This is a genomic window from Bacillus sp. L_1B0_5 (assembly GCF_000836715.1).
GTDB lineage: Bacteria > Bacillota > Bacilli > Bacillales > Bacillaceae_G > Bacillus_A > Bacillus_A thuringiensis_S.
This window is the reverse complement of sequence record NZ_JXIS01000001.1, coordinates 86426-106885: the sequence shown is the minus strand read 5'-3', so window position 1 is coordinate 106885 and position 20460 is coordinate 86426. Positions and strand designations below refer to the sequence as shown.

Below are 20460 nucleotides of genomic sequence, written 5' to 3'. Positions count from 1 at the left end.
CATCTCATATGAATATGAGATGTTTTTTAATATGGCTATTCTTTTAATAAATCTATTAATCCATTCCCTTCAGATGTACGTTCGTACCCTAAAGGTACAGTTCTTTTAATGAGTTGTGCATATATTTCCGGCTCTGATAACTTTCGACCGTATTCTTTCTCACACTGTTTAATGAGCAAGGCGAGCGCCCCAGCAACATGCGGCGTCGCCATGGAAGTTCCACTTAACACAGCATATTTCCCATCTGGATACGTAGATAATATTTCATCACCTGGCGCTACTAGATCAATTTCTTGATTTGAATTACTAAAACATGCAATCTTCCGCTCTAAATTAACAGCACCAACTTCAATTACCTCAGAGTAAGCACCTGGGAAATCTAGTTCCTCTGTTTCATCATCGCAATCTCCATTATTTCCAGCAGCACATACAACGAGAACATCCTGCTTTACCGCATTTTGAATTGCTTCATGTAATTCTGGAACATCTTGCGGACCACCAAGTGACATTGAAATAATGCTCACTTTCTCTTGATTCGGCCCTCTCCAATTTACAGCATAATGAATTGCCTCAATAATTTGCTCATAACTTCCAGAACCATCTCCCGCTAAAACTTTTAATACTAACATTTTAGCAAGTGGTGCAACTCCTAATACACCGACACCATTTTCAGTTGCGGCAATCGTCCCCGCTACATGAGTACCATGTCCGTTATTATCAAGATACACATTTGGATCAGCTTCATAATCTTTTGTGAAATTTCTTCCGCCGATAATACGATCCTTTAAATCTATATGATTAGTATCACACCCTGTATCTAATACGGCAACGACTACATCTTGCCCCTTCACACTTTTTTCCCATACTTGCGGAGCGTGAATCATTTGTACACCTGGTGGAATTTCATTTACTTGTTCTACCACCTTATTTACGGTAAACGGAATCAATTGTATACCTTTTTGTTTATTCACTGTACTACTCATCGTAATCCCTCCTGAAAATGTATTATTTTCATTTCAGACCACTTTTGAATACGTGTAAATGTAACATTCGTTTTATTCTTTTTGTTTTCCTTCTTTTCAAATATTTCTCAACATCATTTACTAACTCTATACTACTTTTTTATTTTCCCTATGATTTGTAGGAAGTAACACCCCATGTCGTTCAACTAATAACCAAAATAAGAGGACCAATTAATGGTCCTCTTACATTCTTTTAAAAGAATGATATGTAATTTGAAAAATAATATAAATTAAGACTAAACCTCACTCTTGTTTAAAAACTTTTCTATTTCTTTTACTAAATATTCCGCTCCCTCTATCCCAACAGTAATATTTCCATTAGCTAATGATATGTTCTGTTCTGAAACATCACCTGTGATTTGGCAAGCATTGTAAGGTTGATATTTTTGTAAAATGATTTTATCTGCTTCTACAAAAATTTCAAGCGGTGATTTGATTTGTATTCCCAATACATCGCGTAATTCTTTAGGGATAACAATTCGTCCTAATTCGTCTACTTTTCGAATAACTCCTGTTGCTTTCATATTTCTCCCCCCTTACTCTATATTAATTTTTTTCACCTCGCTTTTTCCATTTTATCACTTTTTGGCAATACTTGCCTCTTTTTAGAAAATTTTGTACTCGAGTTAAAAAAACACATTTAATGCATACGTAATCTCTCTTTCAATTGTTTTACATAACGGGATCTTATAAGTAAGAAGTATACAACTTGAATACCTATGAAAATACTTAATACAACTGTATTTTCTTTAAACAATGAGTACTCAAACATTTGCCCTAACGCAGTTAAGGCTACTGCCCCATGTAATGTTGCAACACCAATTGGAACGAAGAATAAAAGCGCCAATCGAATTGTAACTACCTTCGATAATTCCCCACTCGTCAATCCAACTTTTCGAATCATTTCGAACAAGCGAACATCATCCTCCAAATCGGCGAATAAACGGAAGTAAAGGAAACTTCCTGCACAAACGAAAAATACTATACCAATAAAGAAACCTACAAATAAAATCGGTCCTGCAATTTGTAAACTTTGGTTTTGTTCGTACTCTTCCGCACTAAACGTTGACTGTTCTTGATACGGTTTAATTTGATGAGTAAGCTCTTTACCAATTTCAATCTCATCTTTCGTTCTTTCAGTTTTATACATATAATCTTTTGTCTCTATAAATCCATCATGTAATGAATCATATTGATTATTAGAGATTACATAAACATTTCCTCTTAATATTTTCCCCAATGAAGATGAAGTAACTTTTTTCACCTTTAAACTTTCATTCATATTGGGTAAAGTAATTTCTTTTCTTTCTTTCATCGCTGGCCCTGGTATATCAGCTGACAAAAATACAACCTCTTTATTTGCTACAGTATTAAATGGTTCTCCTGTTAACTTTGCATATTCCTTATAGTCTGATTCTTTTATAAAAGTGGCGCTTCTTAACGACTGTTCCTCCGTTTTCTTTGTCGAAATATTAGTTTTTGAAGCTGCTATATTATGTTTCTTTAATCCTTTGTCAATCATTTGTATATGTTGTGATTCGTTACTATTCCCTTGCTTAGAATGGTAATGAAACGCAATTGGTCTCTCCATTATCCCTTTCGTCATGGATGCGAAGCCAACTAATGTCCCTATTGCTGAAAATGCTACAGTAGAAATAATGGTTACAATAAAGAACATTCTTGCGTTATCTCTCATGCGATACGCTAAATCTGATAACGTAATAATATTAGTCTGTGTCCAATAGAAACGTTTACTTTTTTTACATAATCGAATAATAAAGACACTCAGCTGCTTATACAACAAATACGTCCCAATAATAACTACCGTTGTAACAGGAATCATCATAATAAATACCATTGCGCCATGCGATAGAAGAGCTCCTACATAGCCAGCACTAAGCAATACTACTGCTAATATTGAAGAAATGATTGATGCTTTCGGTTCCGGTTTTGCCTCTGCTGAACCTCTAAACAACTTCATAATTTTATTTTTACGAATCATTCCTGCACTAAACAATGATATGATCATAAATAATATGAAAAACATAATACTCGTTACAACAATTGCTTTCATCGGTATGTAATAGGATAAGGAGATATCTAGTTTTAATATCATCGGGGCGACAAATATTAATACCCCTGAAAATAACATACCTGAAAGAATACCAAAAATAATTGCCCCTATTCCAATCATAATATTTTCAAAAAAGATAAGACGCTTTAATTGATATTTCGTCATACCTAGCATCATTAAAATTCCTAGCTCACGCTTTCTCGTTTTTAAAAACATTCCCATCGAATATAAAATAAAGAAGAATGTAAATAAGTAAATAATAGACTGTGCAAAAGACATACTTACGAATACGTACTGACCCAATTCTCCTGCACTTAATGCCGGATGAAACGCAAAAAATGAATACACAAAAAAGGCCATAATAGCAAATGCACTACTCAAAAAATAGGCTGAGTATGTCCGTCTATTTCGCGTTACATTCCGATATGCGAGTTCTCTAATGTTCATATTACTTCTCCGCCCTTCTTTCTACTAACTATGTTTTTATATTAGTAAAGTACGGAAATACCTTCCATCGATTCAAATGACAAAAACCTTACAGTTTTGAAAGGTTTAAAAAAATTGCTTATACGTAGTACTTTATTTATAATGACTACATTCATATTCATACACACATCCTATTGTATATTCGTTAGTTTTGCGAAATAATAAAGGATAGAAGTATGTACCATTATACATATAAACTTATTTACCGCTTTAATATGAATAGGAGGAAAACATAATGACATTACAAGAACAGATTATGAAAGCATTACATGTTCAGCCTGTAATTGATCCAAAAGTTGAAATTCGTAAACGAGTTGATTTCTTAAAAGATTATGTAAAAAAAACAGGCGCAAAAGGATTTGTACTTGGTATTAGCGGCGGCCAAGACTCTACATTAGCAGGACGCTTAGCACAACTTGCAGTTGAAGAAATTCGTAACGAAGGTGGTAATGTAACGTTTATCGCCGTACGTCTTCCTTATAAAGTACAAAAAGATGAAGATGATGCACAATTAGCATTACAATTCATTCAAGCAGATCAATCTGTTGCATTTGATATTGCTTCAACTGTTGATGCTTTTTCAAATCAATATGAAAACTTATTGGGTGAATCATTAACAGATTTCAATAAAGGTAACGTGAAAGCACGTATCCGTATGGTTACTCAATATGCAATTGGTGGACAAAAAGGGCTACTTGTTATCGGAACAGATCACGCTGCAGAAGCTGTAACAGGGTTCTTTACAAAATTCGGAGATGGTGGTGCAGATTTATTACCATTAACGGGATTAACGAAGCGCCAAGGACGTGCATTATTACAAGAGTTAGGTGCAGACGAGCGACTTTACTTAAAAATGCCAACAGCTGATTTATTAGATGAAAAACCAGGTCAAGCTGACGAAACAGAGTTAGGTATTACTTATGATCAATTAGATGATTATTTAGAAGGTAAAGCAGTTCCAGCTGACGTTGCAGAGAAAATTGAAAAACGTTACACAGTGAGTGAGCATAAAAGACAAGTACCAGCGTCAATGTTTGATGATTGGTGGAAATAAATAAAACATAAAAAAGAAGCTAATCTCATTTAGCTTCTTTTTTATATGTTAACGATATACCCCTACTCTTTTCTCCAATAAATCTTGCAGGCAATCTTCATGCTGTTTACAAAATAACGGTGGCATGTCGTCTAACGGGAAAAACTTCAAATCCAACGTTTCATCACCATCTACTTTTTTGTCGCCCCCAACTATTGAGCATGAAAAACACATCACAATTGACTGTGCCTTGTCTCCATTTGGATATGATTGAAAATATTTTGTATACACTCCAATAAGCTCATTTATTTCTACATCATACCCTGTTTCTTCTTTTATTTCTCGGATTGCAGTTTCCGCAGCCGATTCTCCTATCTCCATTGCGCCACCTGGAAAGCCCCAAGCGTTAAAGTCTCCTCTTTTTTGCAGTAATACTTCTCCTTCTTTATTAAATACACAACCACCGGCAAAGTTTAAGAAAACATAATCATGCCCTACTTTTTCACGTAATTCTTTTATATAATTGGCCATTCTCTTTCCCCTTTTCATACTTCTTCTATCGCTATTTCTTATCTTTTTCAAGCAATTCAATAATTCGATCTAGCTTCTGGTTCATATTAATCACGTGGTGTTTCTTTGCAGCACTGCTTTGTAATACTCTTCTAATAAACAAAGTAAATGATATGAAAAACAAAACGATAAGTCCGATTACTAAACAAGTATATATCAATGTAAAAATATTACTTTCGAACAAGTTCATTCAGCATTCACATCCTCTCCTTTTTATTTTATCACATAATTCCCAATATTTTAAAGTGATCAACAAATATAAAAAGAGCATCTTTTACAGATGCTCTTTCTCATTTCTTAATACGTAAATGTAATTGTCGCCAATGAATAACCCGCCAGTGCACTATAAGGTGCTACTTGATAAGACACACGCTTTGCACCTTTTGGCCAATTTATTTCATTTAATACTTTCTTTATATCTTGCATCGTTCCATCCATGGATTGCTTATACCGTACTTCTACTTTTTCTGGTTTTGCTGCAAACTTTTGCTGCAACTTTTGCTTAAATTCATTATAATTTTCTGCTCCGTATTCTGCAGATAAGTATTGTAAATTTGTTTCTTTTAACATTTGCTCATATATGATAGTTTTTGAGCTACCAGCTTTTATTTTATTTGTTAATTCACCAAAATAACTTGTAGTAGCCGCTGGATATTTGCTACGATCCCATTCGTGATCTTTACTTAACTGTTCGTCAGACATATTAAAATATGAGTAAGTTATACGCCCTGCTTTATCTGGTACTGGATCATCAAATGTAGTATCTAGGTGATACCATTTGTTTTCGATGTTCACTAAATTCCACGCGTGAGCTTGTCCATTTCCTGTGCCTGTTACAATATGGTTTTGAATACCTGCCTCTTTTAACAACTCATACGTTAATAAAGTATATCCTTGGCAAACGGCAGAACGGTTCGCTAACGCTTCATATGCTGTATACGCTTGATAAGACGTATCATAAGACACATGCTTCACAACGTAATCGTGAATAGCTTTTACTTTCTCATGCTCATCCATCCCTGGTTTTACAATTGATCCAACAATTGCTTTCGCCTGCGCTTTTACATATTGAGTTTGTTCTTTTGACTCACGGTATTTCACTTGTAGTGTAAACGTATAGTTCCCTGGCATTCCTTTAATAGAATATCTAGTAGACGCTACATTATACTTTACATACTCATCAGCATCTACAATTTTATTAAACTCACCATACAATTGATCCATAATATTTCTAGCATTTCTATCTTTTGTTTTATATGTGATTGTAATATTTTCTTCTCGATTATCAATCTGTTTTTTTAATTCTTTTCTGAAATCATCTAATAACTTTACATCTGATTGTGCTGTCACTGCAGTCGGATTTGTAGCTGCATAAGATACAGATGACGCTTGTAAGCCTCCCATTACTATAGTTGAACAAAGTGCGGCAGCTGTCACATACTTGCTTGTCTTTCCCATCTTGTCACTCCTTACATTCTATAACTATACGAAAAAGTATCGTATAGTTTCAGAGTATACAATACTTTTTCGTATAGGTCATATGAGATTATGCATATTAACTAATTCACATAAAAAGGTTGTTCTTTTTAAAAGAACAACCTTTTTTCATTAGCAAGTTTGTAATACGCAGCATGTATTTTCAAAACGTTGATTTTTCAAATCTTCATTACTAATACAGAAATATAGCATCCCTAGTTCTCCCCAAACCATATTACAATTTTTATGATCTGAATCAATTTGGAATAAAAGAGTCATTTGCTGCGGGTTTACTCCCATATATTCTCCTGTCTCATATAACACTTCTTCTTGTACAGAGAATGGTTCACCAAACATTTGATGGTTATCGTAGTTATCCGGAATTAGCTCTTCAAGTAATTGTAAGAAACGATCTGAATCAGCCTCATCTTCAATGAAAAGCTCTGGTAATTTGTATGTCAGTTCAAAAGTAATTGCACACTGGTTATATTTCGTTTGTATTTCATTTTCTCTTCGTAGTTGCTCTACAGGAACATCATAATAAAGTACACGCCCAGCTTCTGTTAGATTCACATTTTCTTCAAAATAATTTTCAATGCAAAAGAAATACAGCATCCCCGTCTTAGGAAGATTGTGATCCATACCAACGTTTTGTAAATCACTTAAGTTAAATTGCGCGATAAATTGTAGTGGCTTTCCTTTATGCTTTGGATATTCAAACAAAGCTGGTAAATCAGGAACTCCCCCCATTTTCGAACTACCTATCGCAACAGTTTCCTGTTGCTTTGGCACAACTTTTATACAAGGAAATACAGTATTAATAAGTTCCTCTTTCAAGTGTGTTAGTTCATATTTATCAATTAATACTTCAATTTTTTTATTCATAAATTCTCCTTACATTTACATACTTAATTATATCATAGTACAAAGATTATACTTCATTCTTTACAAAATCAACAAGCCTCCAAAAAACGGGCTTATCCTTCGTACGCGAACAAGTTTAAAAAAGCATACTATACATTGTTCCTACAAACACGATAATTCTTTAGTTCTTCCAGTACATTTTCCCCTCGTTCATTTTCATTTTTAATATAAGGAGGAATTCCACATGGGTTACGGATATAGTTGCGGCGGTTACGGTTACGGCGGTAGCTGTGGTGGTTGTGGTTACGGAGGTTTCGCTTTATTAATCGTTTTATTTATCCTTCTAATCATCATCGGAGCTAGCTGTTGGGGCGGCTTTGTAGGCTGCTAGTAAACTTAAAAACTATTGTAAAAAAGCACGTACCATACGTGCTTTTTTGCCATTTCCAAATCTTTCATTCGAAAGGAAGTATGTTTAATGAAGATTGATGGTGTTTTTGAAGGAGGCGGTGTGCGCGGTATTGCGCATGTCGGGGCAATTTGTGCGTTAGCCGAAAAAGGTTATGAATGGGAACGTGTAGCTGGTACATCGGCTGGTTCGATTATTGCAGCGCTCCTAGCAGCAGGATATTCTTGTTCAGAGTTAAAAACGATTATTACTGATATTGATTATAATAAATTTACGAAAAGAACTTTTATTGATAGAATTCCTTTTATCGGTAAGGGACTAAGTGCATGGACTACTCTAGGTATATACTCTAATGTATTTATAGAAGAATGGATTGAAGAATTACTTCGAAAAAAAGGTGTTCATTTATTTACTGATTTACCAGATCTAAACAAACTCAAAATCATTGCCTCTGACATTAGTAATGGTAAAATGGTTGTCTTTCCTGACGACTTACCAAACTACGGATTTTTAAATTATCGCTTCTCTATCGCTAAAGCGGTAAGAATGAGTAGTACAATCCCCTTCTTCTTTGAACCCGTAAAATGGCGAACTCCAAAATGGAAGCAGCCTTGTTATATGGTTGATGGAGGAATTCTAAGTAATTATCCAATTTGGATCTTCGATTCACCTACCGCTCCTCGCTGGCCGACTTTCGGATTTCATTTTGTAAAAGATGAGATTCAAGCTGACCCTGCTCACTATAACGAGCCTATTTCTATGTTCAAAGGACTATTTAAAACAATGATGCAAGCTCATGATTTACGTCATTTAGATAAGGAATCAAAAGCAAGAACCATTACAATTCCAACAGGAACGATTACAAGTACTAATTTTGAACTGACAAAGGAAGAAAAAGAATGGCTTTACAATTCTGGTTATAACTCTGCTAATAAATTTTTACAAGCTTGGAACTTTAGGCAATATATCGATGAGTATAGAAAAGGAAATCAAGACCGAAAGACAAATCGATTTTTCCGTCAACTTGACTCATAATATTATTACTTTGCATATAAATACGAGAACGTTTAACAACTTAATAGTAAATAAGCCTAGTAATTTCTTATATTACTAGGCTTATTTACTTCTTATATAATCTCGTACATTGTTTAAGGATACGTTAACCCTTCGGCTTCCTCTGCAGTAATAACTATGTAACGATTTCCCGTTCTTAATCCTAACAGTTCTGCTTTTTCAATCGCCTCTTGCTTCGTCTCCGCATAAGCAGCTAAATATTTTTCTCCATTGATCATTTGGCAAATTACATATTGTTTCATTACTTTCTCCTTTTACTTTTTCATTAGTTGTGCGAGTTTTTTTATACCTATTTCAATTTCTTCTAACGTTGCGTATGAATACGATAGGCGCAAAAATTGATTTGCACTTCTATCATATAAAGTACCTGGGTTTAATAAAACCTTTTCTTGCAGAGCTTTATCAAATAAACTGCGATATGAAATGGGTACTTTTATATGTACCCATATATAAAACCCGCCTGTTGGTTCATGCCAAGTTGCTATTTCATGAAGATATTTATCTAACATTAGTAACATAAAGTCTCTTCGTTTTTTCAATTCACTTCTTACAAATCGCAAATGCTCATCATATAGACCATTTGTAAACCACTCTGCTGCAATTTGCTGGGATATAGTGCTTGAACCATAATCTGTTTGCATTTTTATGTCTGACAATCTTTGAATTACTGGCTCGGGTCCAACAATCCATCCAATTCTTAAACCTGGACTAATTACTTTGGACATGCTTCCAATATGTAGTACAATTCCATTTTTATCATAGGCTTTTAAAGGTTTCGAACTAGGTGCATCAAACCATAAGTCTTGATACACTGCGTCCTCTATAATAGGTAATCCAATTTCATTACATACTTCCATTATTTCTTTTCGCTTCTTAGTATTCATACTAAAATTCGTTGGATTATGAAAAGACGGGATTGTATATAAAATAGAGGCATTGAATTGCTTCTTATATTTCTTAATATATGATGTATGTAACCCGCTCTCATCCATTGGGATTCCAATTAAACGTACCCCTGCTGATTGAAAAACATTAAGCGAATACAAATAGGATGGTTTCTCTAATAAGATTGATGCCCCTTTCGAAAGAAGCCCCATAGAAATAAGTTGCAGCGCTTGAATTGCTCCTGAAACAATTAATATAGAGGCAGGAGATACATATACGCCATGCTCCTTTAAGTATTCGGAAATCTTTTCCCTTAAATAAAAATTTCCTTTCGGCTCTTCATACCCAAGCGTCACATTTGACTTTAAAAGCTTATTCATAATTTCTTTCATCTTTTTCTCAGGTAAGAGACTCGGCGCGAGCTCACCCGTTCCTAATCGAATTACATGTGGATAAAATTCAGCTTGATTAATCTCTTGAATAGCTGGGAGATTCGGATAATGAACTCCTGTTTCTACATAAGACTGCCAATTAGGCGGGGGTGCGTATGTTGAAGCATTCTCATTATTATTTACAACAATTGTTCCTTTCCTGCCATTCCCTTCAATATATCCCTTCGCAACTAGTTCATCGAAAGCCATTACAATTGTGCTTCGATTCACACCAAATGTATGGGCCAAATCTCTTTGTGAAGGTAATTTTGTTCCAACAGTCCATTCTCCATTAACGATCCTTTCTTTTATATACGTTTCTATTTGTTTATACAGCGGCGTCGCTAGAGACATATTCGGTTTCCAAACGAATCTTTCCATCATATCACCTTATATTCTTTTTGGTTGGTAACCTCCCCAACCATATGGATGGATACAAATTTTCATTTCTTCTATACAATATACACTATCATAATGAATTAAAATAGGAGGTAATATGATGAGTGAAGCAATTATTCATGGTATCATTCTTGCATTTGGACTTATCATTCCATTAGGTGTACAAAATGTTTTTGTCTTTAACCAAGGTGCTAGCCAACCAAACATTTGGAGGGCAGCCCCTGTAGTATTAACTGCCTCTATATGTGATACGTTACTCATATTGATTGCGGTGCAAGGTGTCTCCCTTGTACTCCTTACTTTTTCTTGGTTAACTAACTCGTTATATATAATTGGATTTTTCTTTCTCCTATATATGGGCTTTGTTATTTGGAGAAGTAACCCTTCCAACGATGTAAAACAAGAAAAAAGTATGCCCTTAAAAAAGCAAATCCTTTTCGCAGCATCAGTTTCGTTATTAAATCCACATGCAATTTTAGACACAATCGGTGTAATTGGAACAAATTCTATTCAATACATAGGAAGTGAAAAATGGGCTTTTACACTTGCAACTATTATCGTTTCTTGGATTTGGTTTATAAGCTTAGCTTTGGCGGGGAAATTTCTAAAAAGACTAGACTCAACCGGAAAGACAATCTTATTATTAAATAAATTTTCTGGTCTCATCATATGGGGTGTCGCGCTTTACATGTTAAAACAAGTTATTTATTCTTAATGAACGAAAGAGAATTGCATGTTACTGAAAACATCATGCAATTCTCTTACAAATTATGAAGTAGGTTCCGGTTTCTGTTTTACCGTCTTTGCATCTTTTGCTGGTTTAATCCAAATGATTGCTATAACAGCACCAATGGCAGCGAAAATACTTGTCAAATAAAACACTTCATGGTCCGCCCCTTTCATAAAAAAAGAATATAAAGGTGGTCCAGCTGCTACACCGATAAATCGCATTGAACTATAAAAGGACGTAACCGTTCCCCTTTGCTCCTTTTCAATTCCTTGTGTAATGAGGGCATCTAAACATGGGAGTGCCATACCAATTCCTATCCCCATAATAACGAGACAAAGAAGTAGTAAGTAAATCCCTTTTATAAATAAAGGAATGATGACTGATGCAGCTGCCATTAAAAAACCAATATAAATACACTTCTTCATAACATTTTGATTATCTCCAATTTTTTTACCGGCCATATAGGAACTAAGTGACAATACAAGTAACGGGATAGCAAGCACACACCCTTTCCATATACCATGAATGTCATACTTTGATTCCAGTATAGTCGACAAATAAAAGAGAATTCCGAATAAAATAAGCATAATAATTGCACCTAATGCAAAAATGGCAATTAACCATCTTCCCTTTTCTCGAAACGTAGAGATAATAGATCGAATAAACTCTTTTAATGGCGGTACTTCCCCTTCTTGTTTTTTTGCCTTTACTAATACCAGCAATAAAACAATTGATACGACACATAAAACTGGAATCGCCCAAAATGGTAAGAACCATACAATGGCAGCAAGAGCAGATCCTAAAATAGGGCTCAACACTTTTCCAAATGTATTGGATGTCTCAATGATTCCCAAACCTGTACTAACTTGTTTTTCATCTTTGTATAAATCACCAACACACGGTATAACAACCGGCATTGCACCAGCAGCACCAATACCTTGAATCGCTCTACCGATTAGTATCCAAATGTAGGGATTATCAACTTTCCATGATACCCAACCAGTTATCGCTCCTCCTATAGCCGCAATCAGCAAACTCGGAACCATTACCATCTTTCGTCCCCATCTATCTGATAAATAACCAGCAATCGGTATAAGTAAAATGGCTACGATAGAGTAAATTGTAATAATCATGGATACTTGAAACGATGAAATATGTAATTTCTTTTCAATTGTCGGCAAGATTGGAATGAGCATTGAATTCCCTAATGTCATGACAAGTGGAACTGATGCAAGCGCAATTAAACAACAGTTTTCTTTTTTTAACATGTTGATTTCGGAACCTTTCATCATATATTTCTTACCATATAATAGCCCTGCTGGAACATAATTTTCATTCCACCAGGGCTATTACACCTTTAATACTTCCCATTCACAACAAAAGAAATTGGGTAAAATATAGTATTACTTCTATTCTTTGAATTCTGTTCGCTATATATCCATACCAATTAATTGAAAAAAAAAGAAAGGAAGAATCCTTCCTTTCTCCTATAACCTTCTACATTTAGCGAGTATATCCGCCACCAAGCTGTTGTTCTGCCATCGCTACTAGGCGCTTTGTGATTTCACCGCCTACAGAACCGTTTGCACGTGAAGAAGTATCAGCTCCAAGTTGTACACCGAACTCTTGTGCAATTTCATACTTCATTTGATCTAAAGCTGCTTGTGCTCCATGTGATGCTAATTGATTAGAATTACGATTTCTAGCCATTACCAATCACCTCCTTATTTATATATAAATTGTGTTAAATTCAAATTAAAATACATGGAAATTTTTGGTTATTTTTTTACCGTAAAAAAAGAGCCTCTAAACGAGACTCTCACATCATTTCACATTACGAAGTTACTACTTCTAAATTTCTATTTATTAATACTTTCATTTCTTCTTTTAATATCTCTTTTGAGTTATGTCCAAACCATTCTAACGAAGCAAAAAGATCCGTGTCTCTCACTTCCTGAATAATCTCATCATAATTTACAATACCTTCAAATAACGGAACCATACCAATACGGCTTCCTGCTGCAGCATATACATTATTAGGTTCAAACGCATGCAAATAATCCGCTGAAGATATATTCTTAAAATGGTAATGTAGTGTCCACGGCTTTAATCGATGGAAACTATCTATTGGATCTGCGCCAGACTCCCATATATGAAGAAAATCAAGATTTATTTTTAAATTCGGATGATTTACTTCTTCTAATAGTTCTATAGTAGAAGGCAATGTGTCTGTTAGTGTATTAGGATGTGTTTCTAACAGCACATACATATTGTGCTGAGCAAACACATCACAAATCTTACGTATTCGCTTCACATACTCTTTTCTCTCTTGTTCCGAGAAGTCCTTGCTCCCTTTTTGCCCAGCAAACGTGCGAATTTTATTCGTATTAAACCAATTAGCTAGTACTACAAGTTGTTCACTTTTCTCTATCGTTTTTTCAAAATCTGCTGATAATGATATATCTAAGTAATCACTTATCATCGTAATTTCTAAGTTTTTATCCTTTAGAAAATTCAATTCTCGTTCTGTCGTTTCACGCTCTTGCATATACAAATTTTGTGCATGAGTCCCCCATAATTCAATTCCTTCAAAACTGTTTTCATATGCAAATTGAACAATATCAGTAAATGAAATTAATTGATGACGAAATGAAATGGTACATAGCGAATATTTCATAGCTTTAAACTCCCCTATCTTAAATTAAGTTAGCTTCTTAAAAAGTTACGACAGACTGATTTGTTTTCATACCTTTCCATGATAGAAACTGTCTCTCTAATTCCTTCTTAATTTGCAGCTCAATTGCATTCATTTCATCCAGTTTTTCAATAATCGCTACTAGCATATCTTTATTGTTCGTCATCGCCATTTTAATTGCACGATACTGTACATTTGTAAATCCTTGTACAATATCCTCTACCCGATCACACCAATAATCAAATTCTTGCTCCGAATATTGCAACGTTTCACGGAAGTATGCAAAGGCATGCTCATAACTATATTTACGAATTGCAAGTACTGGTATTTGTTTTACTGCTGCTACAAGTCCAGAAAGCGCATATCCTTCTTCCTCATTTGCCATTTTTACAATTAAATTTTTCAGTTCCATAGTCAGTTCATTGTCGTTCTTTTTGAATGTTTCTGTGAAATAACTAGCTACTGTTTCTTGTGTTGGCTCCCCAATTCCTTCTATATCAATGAAATATCCTCCACCAAATGGGTTATCTTGAATAGAGTGAAGCACTTTTTCTCTTTCCATATTCCCTTCCCAACGAAAATCAGGATCTAGCATGAACCACTCTTCTTCTTTCTCTGTTTTTGATATCATTAAATAATGTGGAAACGGTTTTTGATGAAATTTATTTTCCCTCTCTGGTAATAGAGACATATCAACCATTACAATGACATAACGATTTTCCGGCTTGTTTTCTACTAATTCTAAAAACATTTCTACATTGCTATCTTTATCTTTTGCATGATCATACCATTCGTTTACTTTAATACCGTACAATTTTTCAAACCAAAGTAAATAATGATCATGGTTAATGTTTTCAGAGTGATACGAAATAATTCCGCCTTCTGTTATATCAAAATCTCCATCCCATAGTCCAAAATAAAATGGACGAAAATCAATGTCGCTACGCCTTTTTATAATTTCACAAAAACAACTCACTAAACAGTGCACTTTAATTGAAGTCATACTCTCATCCACTTTCTTAAAGGTTAGTTATTTACATTTACTTCCTGCAACGGCTGTAACTCCTCCATAAAATCAAGCAAAGATCCTACAGTAAGAAATGCCTTTGGATCTACCTCATCCTCTGGAACGCATAGCTTTACATCCATTTCTATGTATACAATAAGCTGCAACATCATTACCGAATCTATATATAAATCTTGATTTAAGCGCATCTCTTCTTCTAAATACGTTACATTTTTCAGTTCCATTTTTTCTACCATAATTTTTAACACTGCATTCTTTAACGCTTCTCGTCTCATGTTGTAACCTCTCCCATCTCTAGTAACTTTCTACTTACTTTTCCAGTTTTATTTTTCGGAATTTCAGTTACACTTTCAATTTCATGAGGAACTTTATAAGAAGGTAAGTGCTGAATACACCATTCTCTTATTTGCACCGGATCAATATGAGAGATCACTTTGGCTTTAACTATTTCTCCCATCACAGGATGTTTCCCTCGATATACAATTGCCTCTTGCACACCTTCCAATCGAAGCATCGTTTCTTCTACCTCTATAGGAAAGACTTTTAATCCTGAAACGTTAATTACATCGTCCATACGCCCCATAAAATGAATGCCACGCTCAGATTTATACCCTAAATCTTTCGTGAAAATTTCCTTACCGTTCATTTTCACGACGATTTCTTCCGGTGCATTTTCCTCTGAACCTATGCTTATACTCGCATGAGGTAGAGGGTTTCCTAAATCTAAATGGCTTTTCATATCATGGCATATACTAATACAACCTGCTTCAGAACAACCGTATTGCTGCATCATATATGTTGTCATTTCTTTTAGTTTATAAAATAGTGCTTCTGGCAAAGGCGATCCTGATGTCATAATTTTATGAAACTGGAACGTTCCTAATGGAAAACTCCCCATAATGTGTAACATAAGTGGTACTGCATATATGATATGTTTTTCTGTATTACGAACTATATTTAATGCGAATTTAGGATTTTTGTTCGTAATGATTACAGGCTTGCTCCCCCTCGTAATTGCTGATAACGTACCACATATTAGTCCGTATGAATGTGAAACAGGAGCCATAACGATTGGCACTTCATCTACTTCACAGTTTAAAGCTTCATTATAGGCAGTAATTTCTGTATCAACTTCCGTCCATGCTCTACGAATCAGTTTCGGTTCTCCCGTAGTTCCCGAACTATATTGCAATAAAGAAGGTTCTTCTAGTAAAAAGTTCCCTACTTCTAATTTTGTAAAATCGCCATATTCTCCATATAAAACTCCTACACAATTTGCACGCTTTGCCATTTCAATAGCCGTTTCTTTTGGCGTATCTTCATGTATAAGTAATACTGATGATTTCTTTTCTTTTAAGAAAAACACAAGCGTAATAATATCGAATGGATCTTTCAGACAAAGTGCAAATCTATTTCCTTCTGCTTCTTGAAATTGTTCCATTTCCTCATAAACTTGTAATCTCAAATCAAAATCACTTTTGCTATACTCTTGTTTATTAACGATTAGCATAATTTCCCCCTGTAACAACTGATTTTTGTTTCATAAGTTGTCTTACTCTATACAATGGATTTGGAACTTCATGAACAAGCGATTCCACATCCATATATAATCGACGTTTCGTTAATTGTTCAGCATAGAATGTAGGTGCATATAATTGAATATTTTCAAATCTACCTTTCAGATGTGGATATATTCTTAAATGATTTTCAATTTCTTCAACAACCATTATCCAAAAATGTTCTTCTTTCAATCCATATTCATCCGCAAGTACGAACGCTAATTCTCCTAAATTAAACAGGAAAAGTGCATCTAACACCATCTCTTGCAAACATTCGATGCGATCCATTTCAAAGAAATCATTCATTTTTCCATTCGCATATGTTTTATGCATTTTAGTAAAGTCGGGACATTTGTCAACTTCTTTCAAATATGGACGATAAAACTCAAGCCCTTCATGAAAATCCTTTAACGCAATACGAACAGGCACCCCTTCTTTATGGACTAGAATCATATTTTGTCCATGTGATTCCAGTGCGATACCATGCTCTACAACAAGATGTATAACTGGTATTATCGCTTTTTGAATAAGTAATTGTAGCCAATCCTTCATTCCATATTTGTTCAACCACGCATCAATAATTGGTGTACCATCTTTCTCTTTAGCGTATAAACCATTAAAAGGAATTGCATCCTCTTGTGCATCTAAATACTTATGAATGCTTTCGCGCCAAATACATCCTAATGAACCATATATAGCTTTCTTATTCGTGTCATACGTTACACTTGAAAACTCGCTTAACAAAATTAAACGTGCTTCATCGCTTAAATAGGCGTCATTACTTACAACATCATTTAACCAATTTGATATTGCTGGTGCACTCACAACAGAGTATGGTTTCAGCGTACGGAGTGTTGAAGTGTTGAGTAAATTCATCGATAATTTAACGTACGGTTTCTTTGGACTCGTAATATTTCTTAACGTTCTCATTGACTGTTGCGCGCAATAATCGTCCTCTGATGTTCCTAAATAAATAATAAAATTACCCTGTATATGATCCCCATAATTTGAAATGATGAAATTCTCCCACTGCCATGGGTGAACAGGTATAAACACGTACTGTTTTGGATTACATCCCTTATTACGAATTCGTTCCATAAACTCTTCTAATTTACGATCGCCAATCTCCTCTCTTAAAAGGTCGTTATACATCACTTCATTCTCATAACCTACAGTCGCATAATTCTTATGCGCTGCAATCCATATGAGTTTTATTGGCTGCATAAATTCATATCCATATTGAAAATTGTCACGATATTGAAATCCAACACGTGCTTTATAACTAGGGTGATATGGATGGCCGTCTATTAAATGGCTTTCAAACTCATCGTAAGATTTTTGAGTATATTCTTTCTTATTATTTCTTTCATATTGTGCAATCGTGTCTTTAAATATTGTTTGTTCTAATTCGTGCATAAAAGAATCTAATTTAGCTTGTTCTACACTAGCAACCCGAAAAACTTCTTCTAGAAATTGCGAGACAGATTGTATTTCTTGCTGTTCATCTTGGACTCTTACTATTAATGAGTCTAAAGAAATACGTCCAAATGTCATCCGTTCCCTGCCATAGCATTTGTACGTAACACTTTTGTCTTCTTCATCAAATCCTTGTATTATAAAAAGAATTTGTTCTTCTTTTTCTATGCGAACCGGTGTAATAATCCCCTCATAAATTAACGATTCTACTAATTGACGTAGCACTCTTCTTCGTACTGAAATGTAATCTTCTGATTCGAGCGCCTTCAATACTTTCGTATGATACATGTCCACTCTCATAAAACCCTCCACCTTATGACAAAATACCATTATTTGTATTACGTGAAATTTTAACGCTATTTATGAACGAACAGCCACTTCTCTAACGAGCGGATTATGTACTTGCACATAAATTGCTTGCTCTAATGGATTACTTAACTCATCGACATCGAAAAATCTCGTTAGTAAATTTGCTTTACACGCTAACTTATCTTCGTCCAATAATTCTCTTAAAAATGTTGAAGGTTCCCGGTTATACGGAAGGAACGATTCAAGTACAGACCTTAATTCCGAGAGAAGAATTTCCTCCTGAATTAATCCTGCTGTGCCAAAACCATTAATGAGGCCAAACATATGATTAAAAATTAAGTAGTAACGAAATCTCTCATCCACAATATAGTCGTCATATAAATTTCCAGTACGTTCTCCAATGCCAGCTAATTCATTATTAAGCATCTCTTTCATTGAATTACAGAAATAAAATCCTTGATTATCACGGAAATAATATTTGACCGGATAACCATCCTTTAGCTGCACAACGCTATTTTGCTGATGAGCTTCTAGTGCAACACCGTACTGTAAATACATCCATACCATCGGCTTTAAAGAAATATTCATATATCGTCTAAACCACTCTAAACTTACTTCTTCACAGCTTTTACCTTCTAAATCTGCTAGGCGATGAATAATATTTGATAACCGCGTACGCTCCCCAGGTATAGCATCTTGAACTAGCCCAGCAATTAATGTTGCGTCGTTCGCATGTTCACTATAAAAAGGGTTCTCGCGAATAATCACTTCAAATCCAGATTCTTGTGTTCCATAATTTAATGTAATATAGGCTGGATCACAAATAAAATCAAAGCCTGGAAATCTTTCTCGTACTTCACCAATAGCCGTATTTAACATTTCCTTCCCTTCAAGACCACTCTCAAGTTCTTTCAGTTTATTAATACGCATTGAATTCGTTACTTTCACCGGAAATGAAAACTTAAGCATATACTTCGAATCGGGATGATATAGCGTCCTTAGTGATGATGTTGCCATATAATACTTACCTACAGGACCAATATACTCAAGCAATTCTTGAACTATCCAATCTTGTACGTAAGCTTGATGCAAGAGCCATTCTGCCTGAAGCGGATGAATTGGAATTAATGCATATTGATCTTCCTTACAGTACTTCGCTATAAATTCCTTACTAACCATCTCATCATTACTTAATTCTTCTTTTATAATCGTTGTTGTAGAATCTGATAATAATGATTTTTCATTTACTATACTTTTATGGGCCCGAAAATAATGAAGCTGACATTCTCCTTTTAATTCTGGAGAATACATTGCATTTTTCCAATCCACTATCCCCTGTCTACTCTTTGGTGTAGGATGAGTTAAATGCCCAAATAATAAAGACTGCTCCGCTTCTATAAAAGTTGTATGGAAACCGTATAATGCGGACGTATCTTTTATTCTCTCTTTTGTAAATCCCTCAATATTTTGACAACTACGGATAACTCGAAGCATAAGTTCCGCAGGATTCGTCCCTTCTCCGTAGTTGATAGACATCTCTTTTATTAAAAATGTAATAACTGTAACGTAATCTGCTTTAATAACAGAATTACTATCTCCAATTTGATAATAAAATTGTTCTCCAAACAAATGACGATCTGTTGATGATTTATATATAACTTCTCCATACAAAGTAACGTTCTGTGCCGATAGCCGACAACATAAATATGTGGGGACTGTATCTCTATTCAACGTATTACTGAAGATAGTTTTCATTCTTTCATCCTCTGTAATCCATTCTCCACTCCCTGTTTCTCTTAAATAACAGTTTAAAAAGCTTTGTAATGTTGCATGTTCTGCGATTTGTTTCGCATGCTGCATGTTGGTCCTCCTCTTTATATTAAAGCTATCGAAATTTTATATAATAAACGATAATTGAATGTCGTTATCAATTATGATTCT

Annotated in this window: 21 protein-coding genes; 4 read left to right on the top strand and 17 right to left on the bottom strand. The window is 34.7% G+C overall.

Going from position 1 to position 20460, the window contains the following annotated elements; all coding sequences use genetic code 11:
• Positions 1 to 35: 35 nt before the first annotated feature.
• The 3 genes from RT27_RS00515 to RT27_RS00505 form a co-directional block, all read right to left on the bottom strand.
• On the bottom strand, positions 36 to 983 hold the full coding sequence (locus RT27_RS00515) for a serine protease (protein ID WP_043935044.1): 948 nt from the start codon (positions 981 to 983) through the stop codon (positions 36 to 38).
• Positions 984 to 1258: 275 nt separating this feature from the next.
• Positions 1259 to 1546: an AbrB/MazE/SpoVT family DNA-binding domain-containing protein gene (locus RT27_RS00510; protein WP_000648324.1), complete on the bottom strand. Its 288-nt coding sequence runs from the start codon at positions 1544 to 1546 to the stop codon at positions 1259 to 1261.
• A gap of 116 nt (positions 1547 to 1662) precedes the next feature.
• The gene (locus RT27_RS00505) at positions 1663 to 3543 is read right to left on the bottom strand and encodes an ABC transporter permease (protein ID WP_043935043.1); all 1881 of its coding nucleotides are present in this window, start codon (positions 3541 to 3543) and stop codon (positions 1663 to 1665) included.
• A 274-nt stretch (positions 3544 to 3817) separates the two neighbouring features.
• Between RT27_RS00505 and nadE the strand changes: the two genes are divergently transcribed.
• Complete coding sequence (gene nadE, locus RT27_RS00500) at positions 3818 to 4636, top strand: ammonia-dependent NAD(+) synthetase (protein WP_000174904.1); 819 nt, start codon at positions 3818 to 3820, stop codon at positions 4634 to 4636.
• A gap of 48 nt (positions 4637 to 4684) precedes the next feature.
• On the opposite strand, the gene RT27_RS00495 is transcribed toward nadE, so the two are convergent.
• The 4 genes from RT27_RS00495 to RT27_RS00480 all read right to left on the bottom strand — a co-directional run bounded on the left by RT27_RS00495 (position 4685) and on the right by RT27_RS00480 (position 7546).
• Complete coding sequence (locus RT27_RS00495; protein WP_000024996.1) at positions 4685 to 5146, bottom strand: NUDIX hydrolase; 462 nt, start codon at positions 5144 to 5146, stop codon at positions 4685 to 4687.
• A 31-nt stretch (positions 5147 to 5177) separates the two neighbouring features.
• Positions 5178 to 5375 (bottom strand): DUF4083 domain-containing protein, encoded by a 198-nt coding sequence (locus RT27_RS00490; protein WP_001048102.1) that lies wholly within the window; start codon positions 5373 to 5375, stop codon positions 5178 to 5180.
• Positions 5376 to 5482: 107 nt separating this feature from the next.
• Positions 5483 to 6643, bottom strand: a complete 1161-nt coding sequence (locus RT27_RS00485; protein WP_016081982.1) for a transglutaminase domain-containing protein — start codon at positions 6641 to 6643, stop codon at positions 5483 to 5485.
• 150 nt (positions 6644 to 6793) lie between these two features.
• Positions 6794 to 7546: a YwqG family protein gene (locus RT27_RS00480; protein WP_016081983.1), complete on the bottom strand. Its 753-nt coding sequence runs from the start codon at positions 7544 to 7546 to the stop codon at positions 6794 to 6796.
• A 223-nt stretch (positions 7547 to 7769) separates the two neighbouring features.
• Between RT27_RS00480 and RT27_RS00475 the strand changes: the two genes are divergently transcribed.
• The gene (locus RT27_RS00475) at positions 7770 to 7916 is read left to right on the top strand and encodes a YjcZ family sporulation protein (protein WP_000540425.1); all 147 of its coding nucleotides are present in this window, start codon (positions 7770 to 7772) and stop codon (positions 7914 to 7916) included.
• A gap of 87 nt (positions 7917 to 8003) precedes the next feature.
• The gene (locus tag RT27_RS00470; RefSeq protein WP_000686807.1) at positions 8004 to 8969 is read left to right on the top strand and encodes a patatin-like phospholipase family protein; all 966 of its coding nucleotides are present in this window, start codon (positions 8004 to 8006) and stop codon (positions 8967 to 8969) included.
• Between the two features lie 113 nt (positions 8970 to 9082).
• Here RT27_RS00470 and RT27_RS32265 read toward each other — a convergent pair whose 3' ends face one another.
• Positions 9083 to 9250 carry a DUF3933 family protein gene (locus tag RT27_RS32265; protein ID WP_000816389.1) on the bottom strand — a complete coding sequence of 56 codons (168 nt, stop codon included), beginning with the start codon at positions 9248 to 9250 and terminating at the stop codon, positions 9083 to 9085.
• A gap of 12 nt (positions 9251 to 9262) precedes the next feature.
• Positions 9263 to 10705, bottom strand: coding sequence for a PLP-dependent aminotransferase family protein (locus tag RT27_RS00465; RefSeq protein WP_016081984.1), 1443 nt, complete (start codon positions 10703 to 10705; stop codon positions 9263 to 9265).
• Positions 10706 to 10823: 118 nt separating this feature from the next.
• Here RT27_RS00465 and RT27_RS00460 point away from each other — a divergent pair, with 118 nt between their 5' ends.
• The gene (locus tag RT27_RS00460; RefSeq protein ID WP_001287303.1) at positions 10824 to 11438 is read left to right on the top strand and encodes a LysE/ArgO family amino acid transporter; all 615 of its coding nucleotides are present in this window, start codon (positions 10824 to 10826) and stop codon (positions 11436 to 11438) included.
• 53 nt (positions 11439 to 11491) lie between these two features.
• Here the strand turns inward: RT27_RS00460 and RT27_RS00455 are convergent, their stop codons facing one another.
• From RT27_RS00455 to RT27_RS00420, 8 genes are all read right to left on the bottom strand, one after another.
• The gene (locus RT27_RS00455) at positions 11492 to 12721 is read right to left on the bottom strand and encodes an MFS transporter (protein WP_016081985.1); all 1230 of its coding nucleotides are present in this window, start codon (positions 12719 to 12721) and stop codon (positions 11492 to 11494) included.
• 235 nt (positions 12722 to 12956) lie between these two features.
• The gene (locus RT27_RS00450) at positions 12957 to 13163 is read right to left on the bottom strand and encodes an alpha/beta-type small acid-soluble spore protein (protein ID WP_000113545.1); all 207 of its coding nucleotides are present in this window, start codon (positions 13161 to 13163) and stop codon (positions 12957 to 12959) included.
• A gap of 124 nt (positions 13164 to 13287) precedes the next feature.
• Complete coding sequence (locus tag RT27_RS00445; RefSeq protein ID WP_043935042.1) at positions 13288 to 14130, bottom strand: sugar phosphate isomerase/epimerase family protein; 843 nt, start codon at positions 14128 to 14130, stop codon at positions 13288 to 13290.
• A 37-nt stretch (positions 14131 to 14167) separates the two neighbouring features.
• Positions 14168 to 15151: a DUF6005 family protein gene (locus RT27_RS00440; protein WP_043935041.1), complete on the bottom strand. Its 984-nt coding sequence runs from the start codon at positions 15149 to 15151 to the stop codon at positions 14168 to 14170.
• Positions 15152 to 15174: 23 nt separating this feature from the next.
• The gene (asbD, locus tag RT27_RS00435) at positions 15175 to 15450 is read right to left on the bottom strand and encodes a petrobactin biosynthesis protein AsbD (protein ID WP_043935040.1); all 276 of its coding nucleotides are present in this window, start codon (positions 15448 to 15450) and stop codon (positions 15175 to 15177) included.
• Positions 15447 to 16685 (bottom strand): AMP-binding protein, encoded by a 1239-nt coding sequence (locus RT27_RS00430; RefSeq protein WP_043935039.1) that lies wholly within the window; start codon positions 16683 to 16685, stop codon positions 15447 to 15449. Before RT27_RS00430 ends, asbD begins: the two co-directional genes overlap by 4 nt.
• Positions 16672 to 18510, bottom strand: a complete 1839-nt coding sequence (locus RT27_RS00425; protein ID WP_043935038.1) for an IucA/IucC family protein — start codon at positions 18508 to 18510, stop codon at positions 16672 to 16674. The genes RT27_RS00430 and RT27_RS00425 overlap by 14 nt, the downstream gene beginning before the upstream one ends.
• 60 nt (positions 18511 to 18570) lie before the next feature.
• Positions 18571 to 20379 carry an IucA/IucC family protein gene (locus tag RT27_RS00420; protein ID WP_043935037.1) on the bottom strand — a complete coding sequence of 603 codons (1809 nt, stop codon included), beginning with the start codon at positions 20377 to 20379 and terminating at the stop codon, positions 18571 to 18573.
• Positions 20380 to 20460: the final 81 nt, after the last annotated feature.

Excerpts from the sequence above, each read along its gene's own strand:
- RT27_RS00515 (WP_043935044.1), bottom strand. The coding sequence starts at position 983 with ATGAGTAGTACAGTGAATAAACAAAAAGGTATACAATTGATTCCGTTT.
- RT27_RS00510 (WP_000648324.1), bottom strand. The coding sequence starts at position 1,546 with ATGAAAGCAACAGGAGTTATTCGAAAAGTAGACGAATTAGGACGAATT.
- RT27_RS00505 (WP_043935043.1), bottom strand. The coding sequence starts at position 3,543 with ATGAACATTAGAGAACTCGCATATCGGAATGTAACGCGAAATAGACGG.
- nadE (WP_000174904.1), top strand. The coding sequence starts at position 3,818 with ATGACATTACAAGAACAGATTATGAAAGCATTACATGTTCAGCCTGTA.
- RT27_RS00495 (WP_000024996.1), bottom strand. The coding sequence starts at position 5,146 with ATGGCCAATTATATAAAAGAATTACGTGAAAAAGTAGGGCATGATTAT.
- RT27_RS00490 (WP_001048102.1), bottom strand. The coding sequence starts at position 5,375 with ATGAACTTGTTCGAAAGTAATATTTTTACATTGATATATACTTGTTTA.
- RT27_RS00485 (WP_016081982.1), bottom strand. The coding sequence starts at position 6,643 with ATGGGAAAGACAAGCAAGTATGTGACAGCTGCCGCACTTTGTTCAACT.
- RT27_RS00480 (WP_016081983.1), bottom strand. The coding sequence starts at position 7,546 with ATGAATAAAAAAATTGAAGTATTAATTGATAAATATGAACTAACACAC.
- RT27_RS00475 (WP_000540425.1), top strand. The coding sequence starts at position 7,770 with ATGGGTTACGGATATAGTTGCGGCGGTTACGGTTACGGCGGTAGCTGT.
- RT27_RS00470 (WP_000686807.1), top strand. The coding sequence starts at position 8,004 with ATGAAGATTGATGGTGTTTTTGAAGGAGGCGGTGTGCGCGGTATTGCG.
- RT27_RS32265 (WP_000816389.1), bottom strand. The coding sequence starts at position 9,250 with ATGAAACAATATGTAATTTGCCAAATGATCAATGGAGAAAAATATTTA.
- RT27_RS00465 (WP_016081984.1), bottom strand. The coding sequence starts at position 10,705 with ATGGAAAGATTCGTTTGGAAACCGAATATGTCTCTAGCGACGCCGCTG.
- RT27_RS00460 (WP_001287303.1), top strand. The coding sequence starts at position 10,824 with ATGAGTGAAGCAATTATTCATGGTATCATTCTTGCATTTGGACTTATC.
- RT27_RS00455 (WP_016081985.1), bottom strand. The coding sequence starts at position 12,721 with ATGTTAAAAAAAGAAAACTGTTGTTTAATTGCGCTTGCATCAGTTCCA.
- RT27_RS00450 (WP_000113545.1), bottom strand. The coding sequence starts at position 13,163 with ATGGCTAGAAATCGTAATTCTAATCAATTAGCATCACATGGAGCACAA.
- RT27_RS00445 (WP_043935042.1), bottom strand. The coding sequence starts at position 14,130 with ATGAAATATTCGCTATGTACCATTTCATTTCGTCATCAATTAATTTCA.
- RT27_RS00440 (WP_043935041.1), bottom strand. The coding sequence starts at position 15,151 with ATGACTTCAATTAAAGTGCACTGTTTAGTGAGTTGTTTTTGTGAAATT.
- asbD (WP_043935040.1), bottom strand. The coding sequence starts at position 15,450 with ATGAGACGAGAAGCGTTAAAGAATGCAGTGTTAAAAATTATGGTAGAA.
- RT27_RS00430 (WP_043935039.1), bottom strand. The coding sequence starts at position 16,685 with ATGCTAATCGTTAATAAACAAGAGTATAGCAAAAGTGATTTTGATTTG.
- RT27_RS00425 (WP_043935038.1), bottom strand. The coding sequence starts at position 18,510 with ATGAGAGTGGACATGTATCATACGAAAGTATTGAAGGCGCTCGAATCA.
- RT27_RS00420 (WP_043935037.1), bottom strand. The coding sequence starts at position 20,379 with ATGCAGCATGCGAAACAAATCGCAGAACATGCAACATTACAAAGCTTT.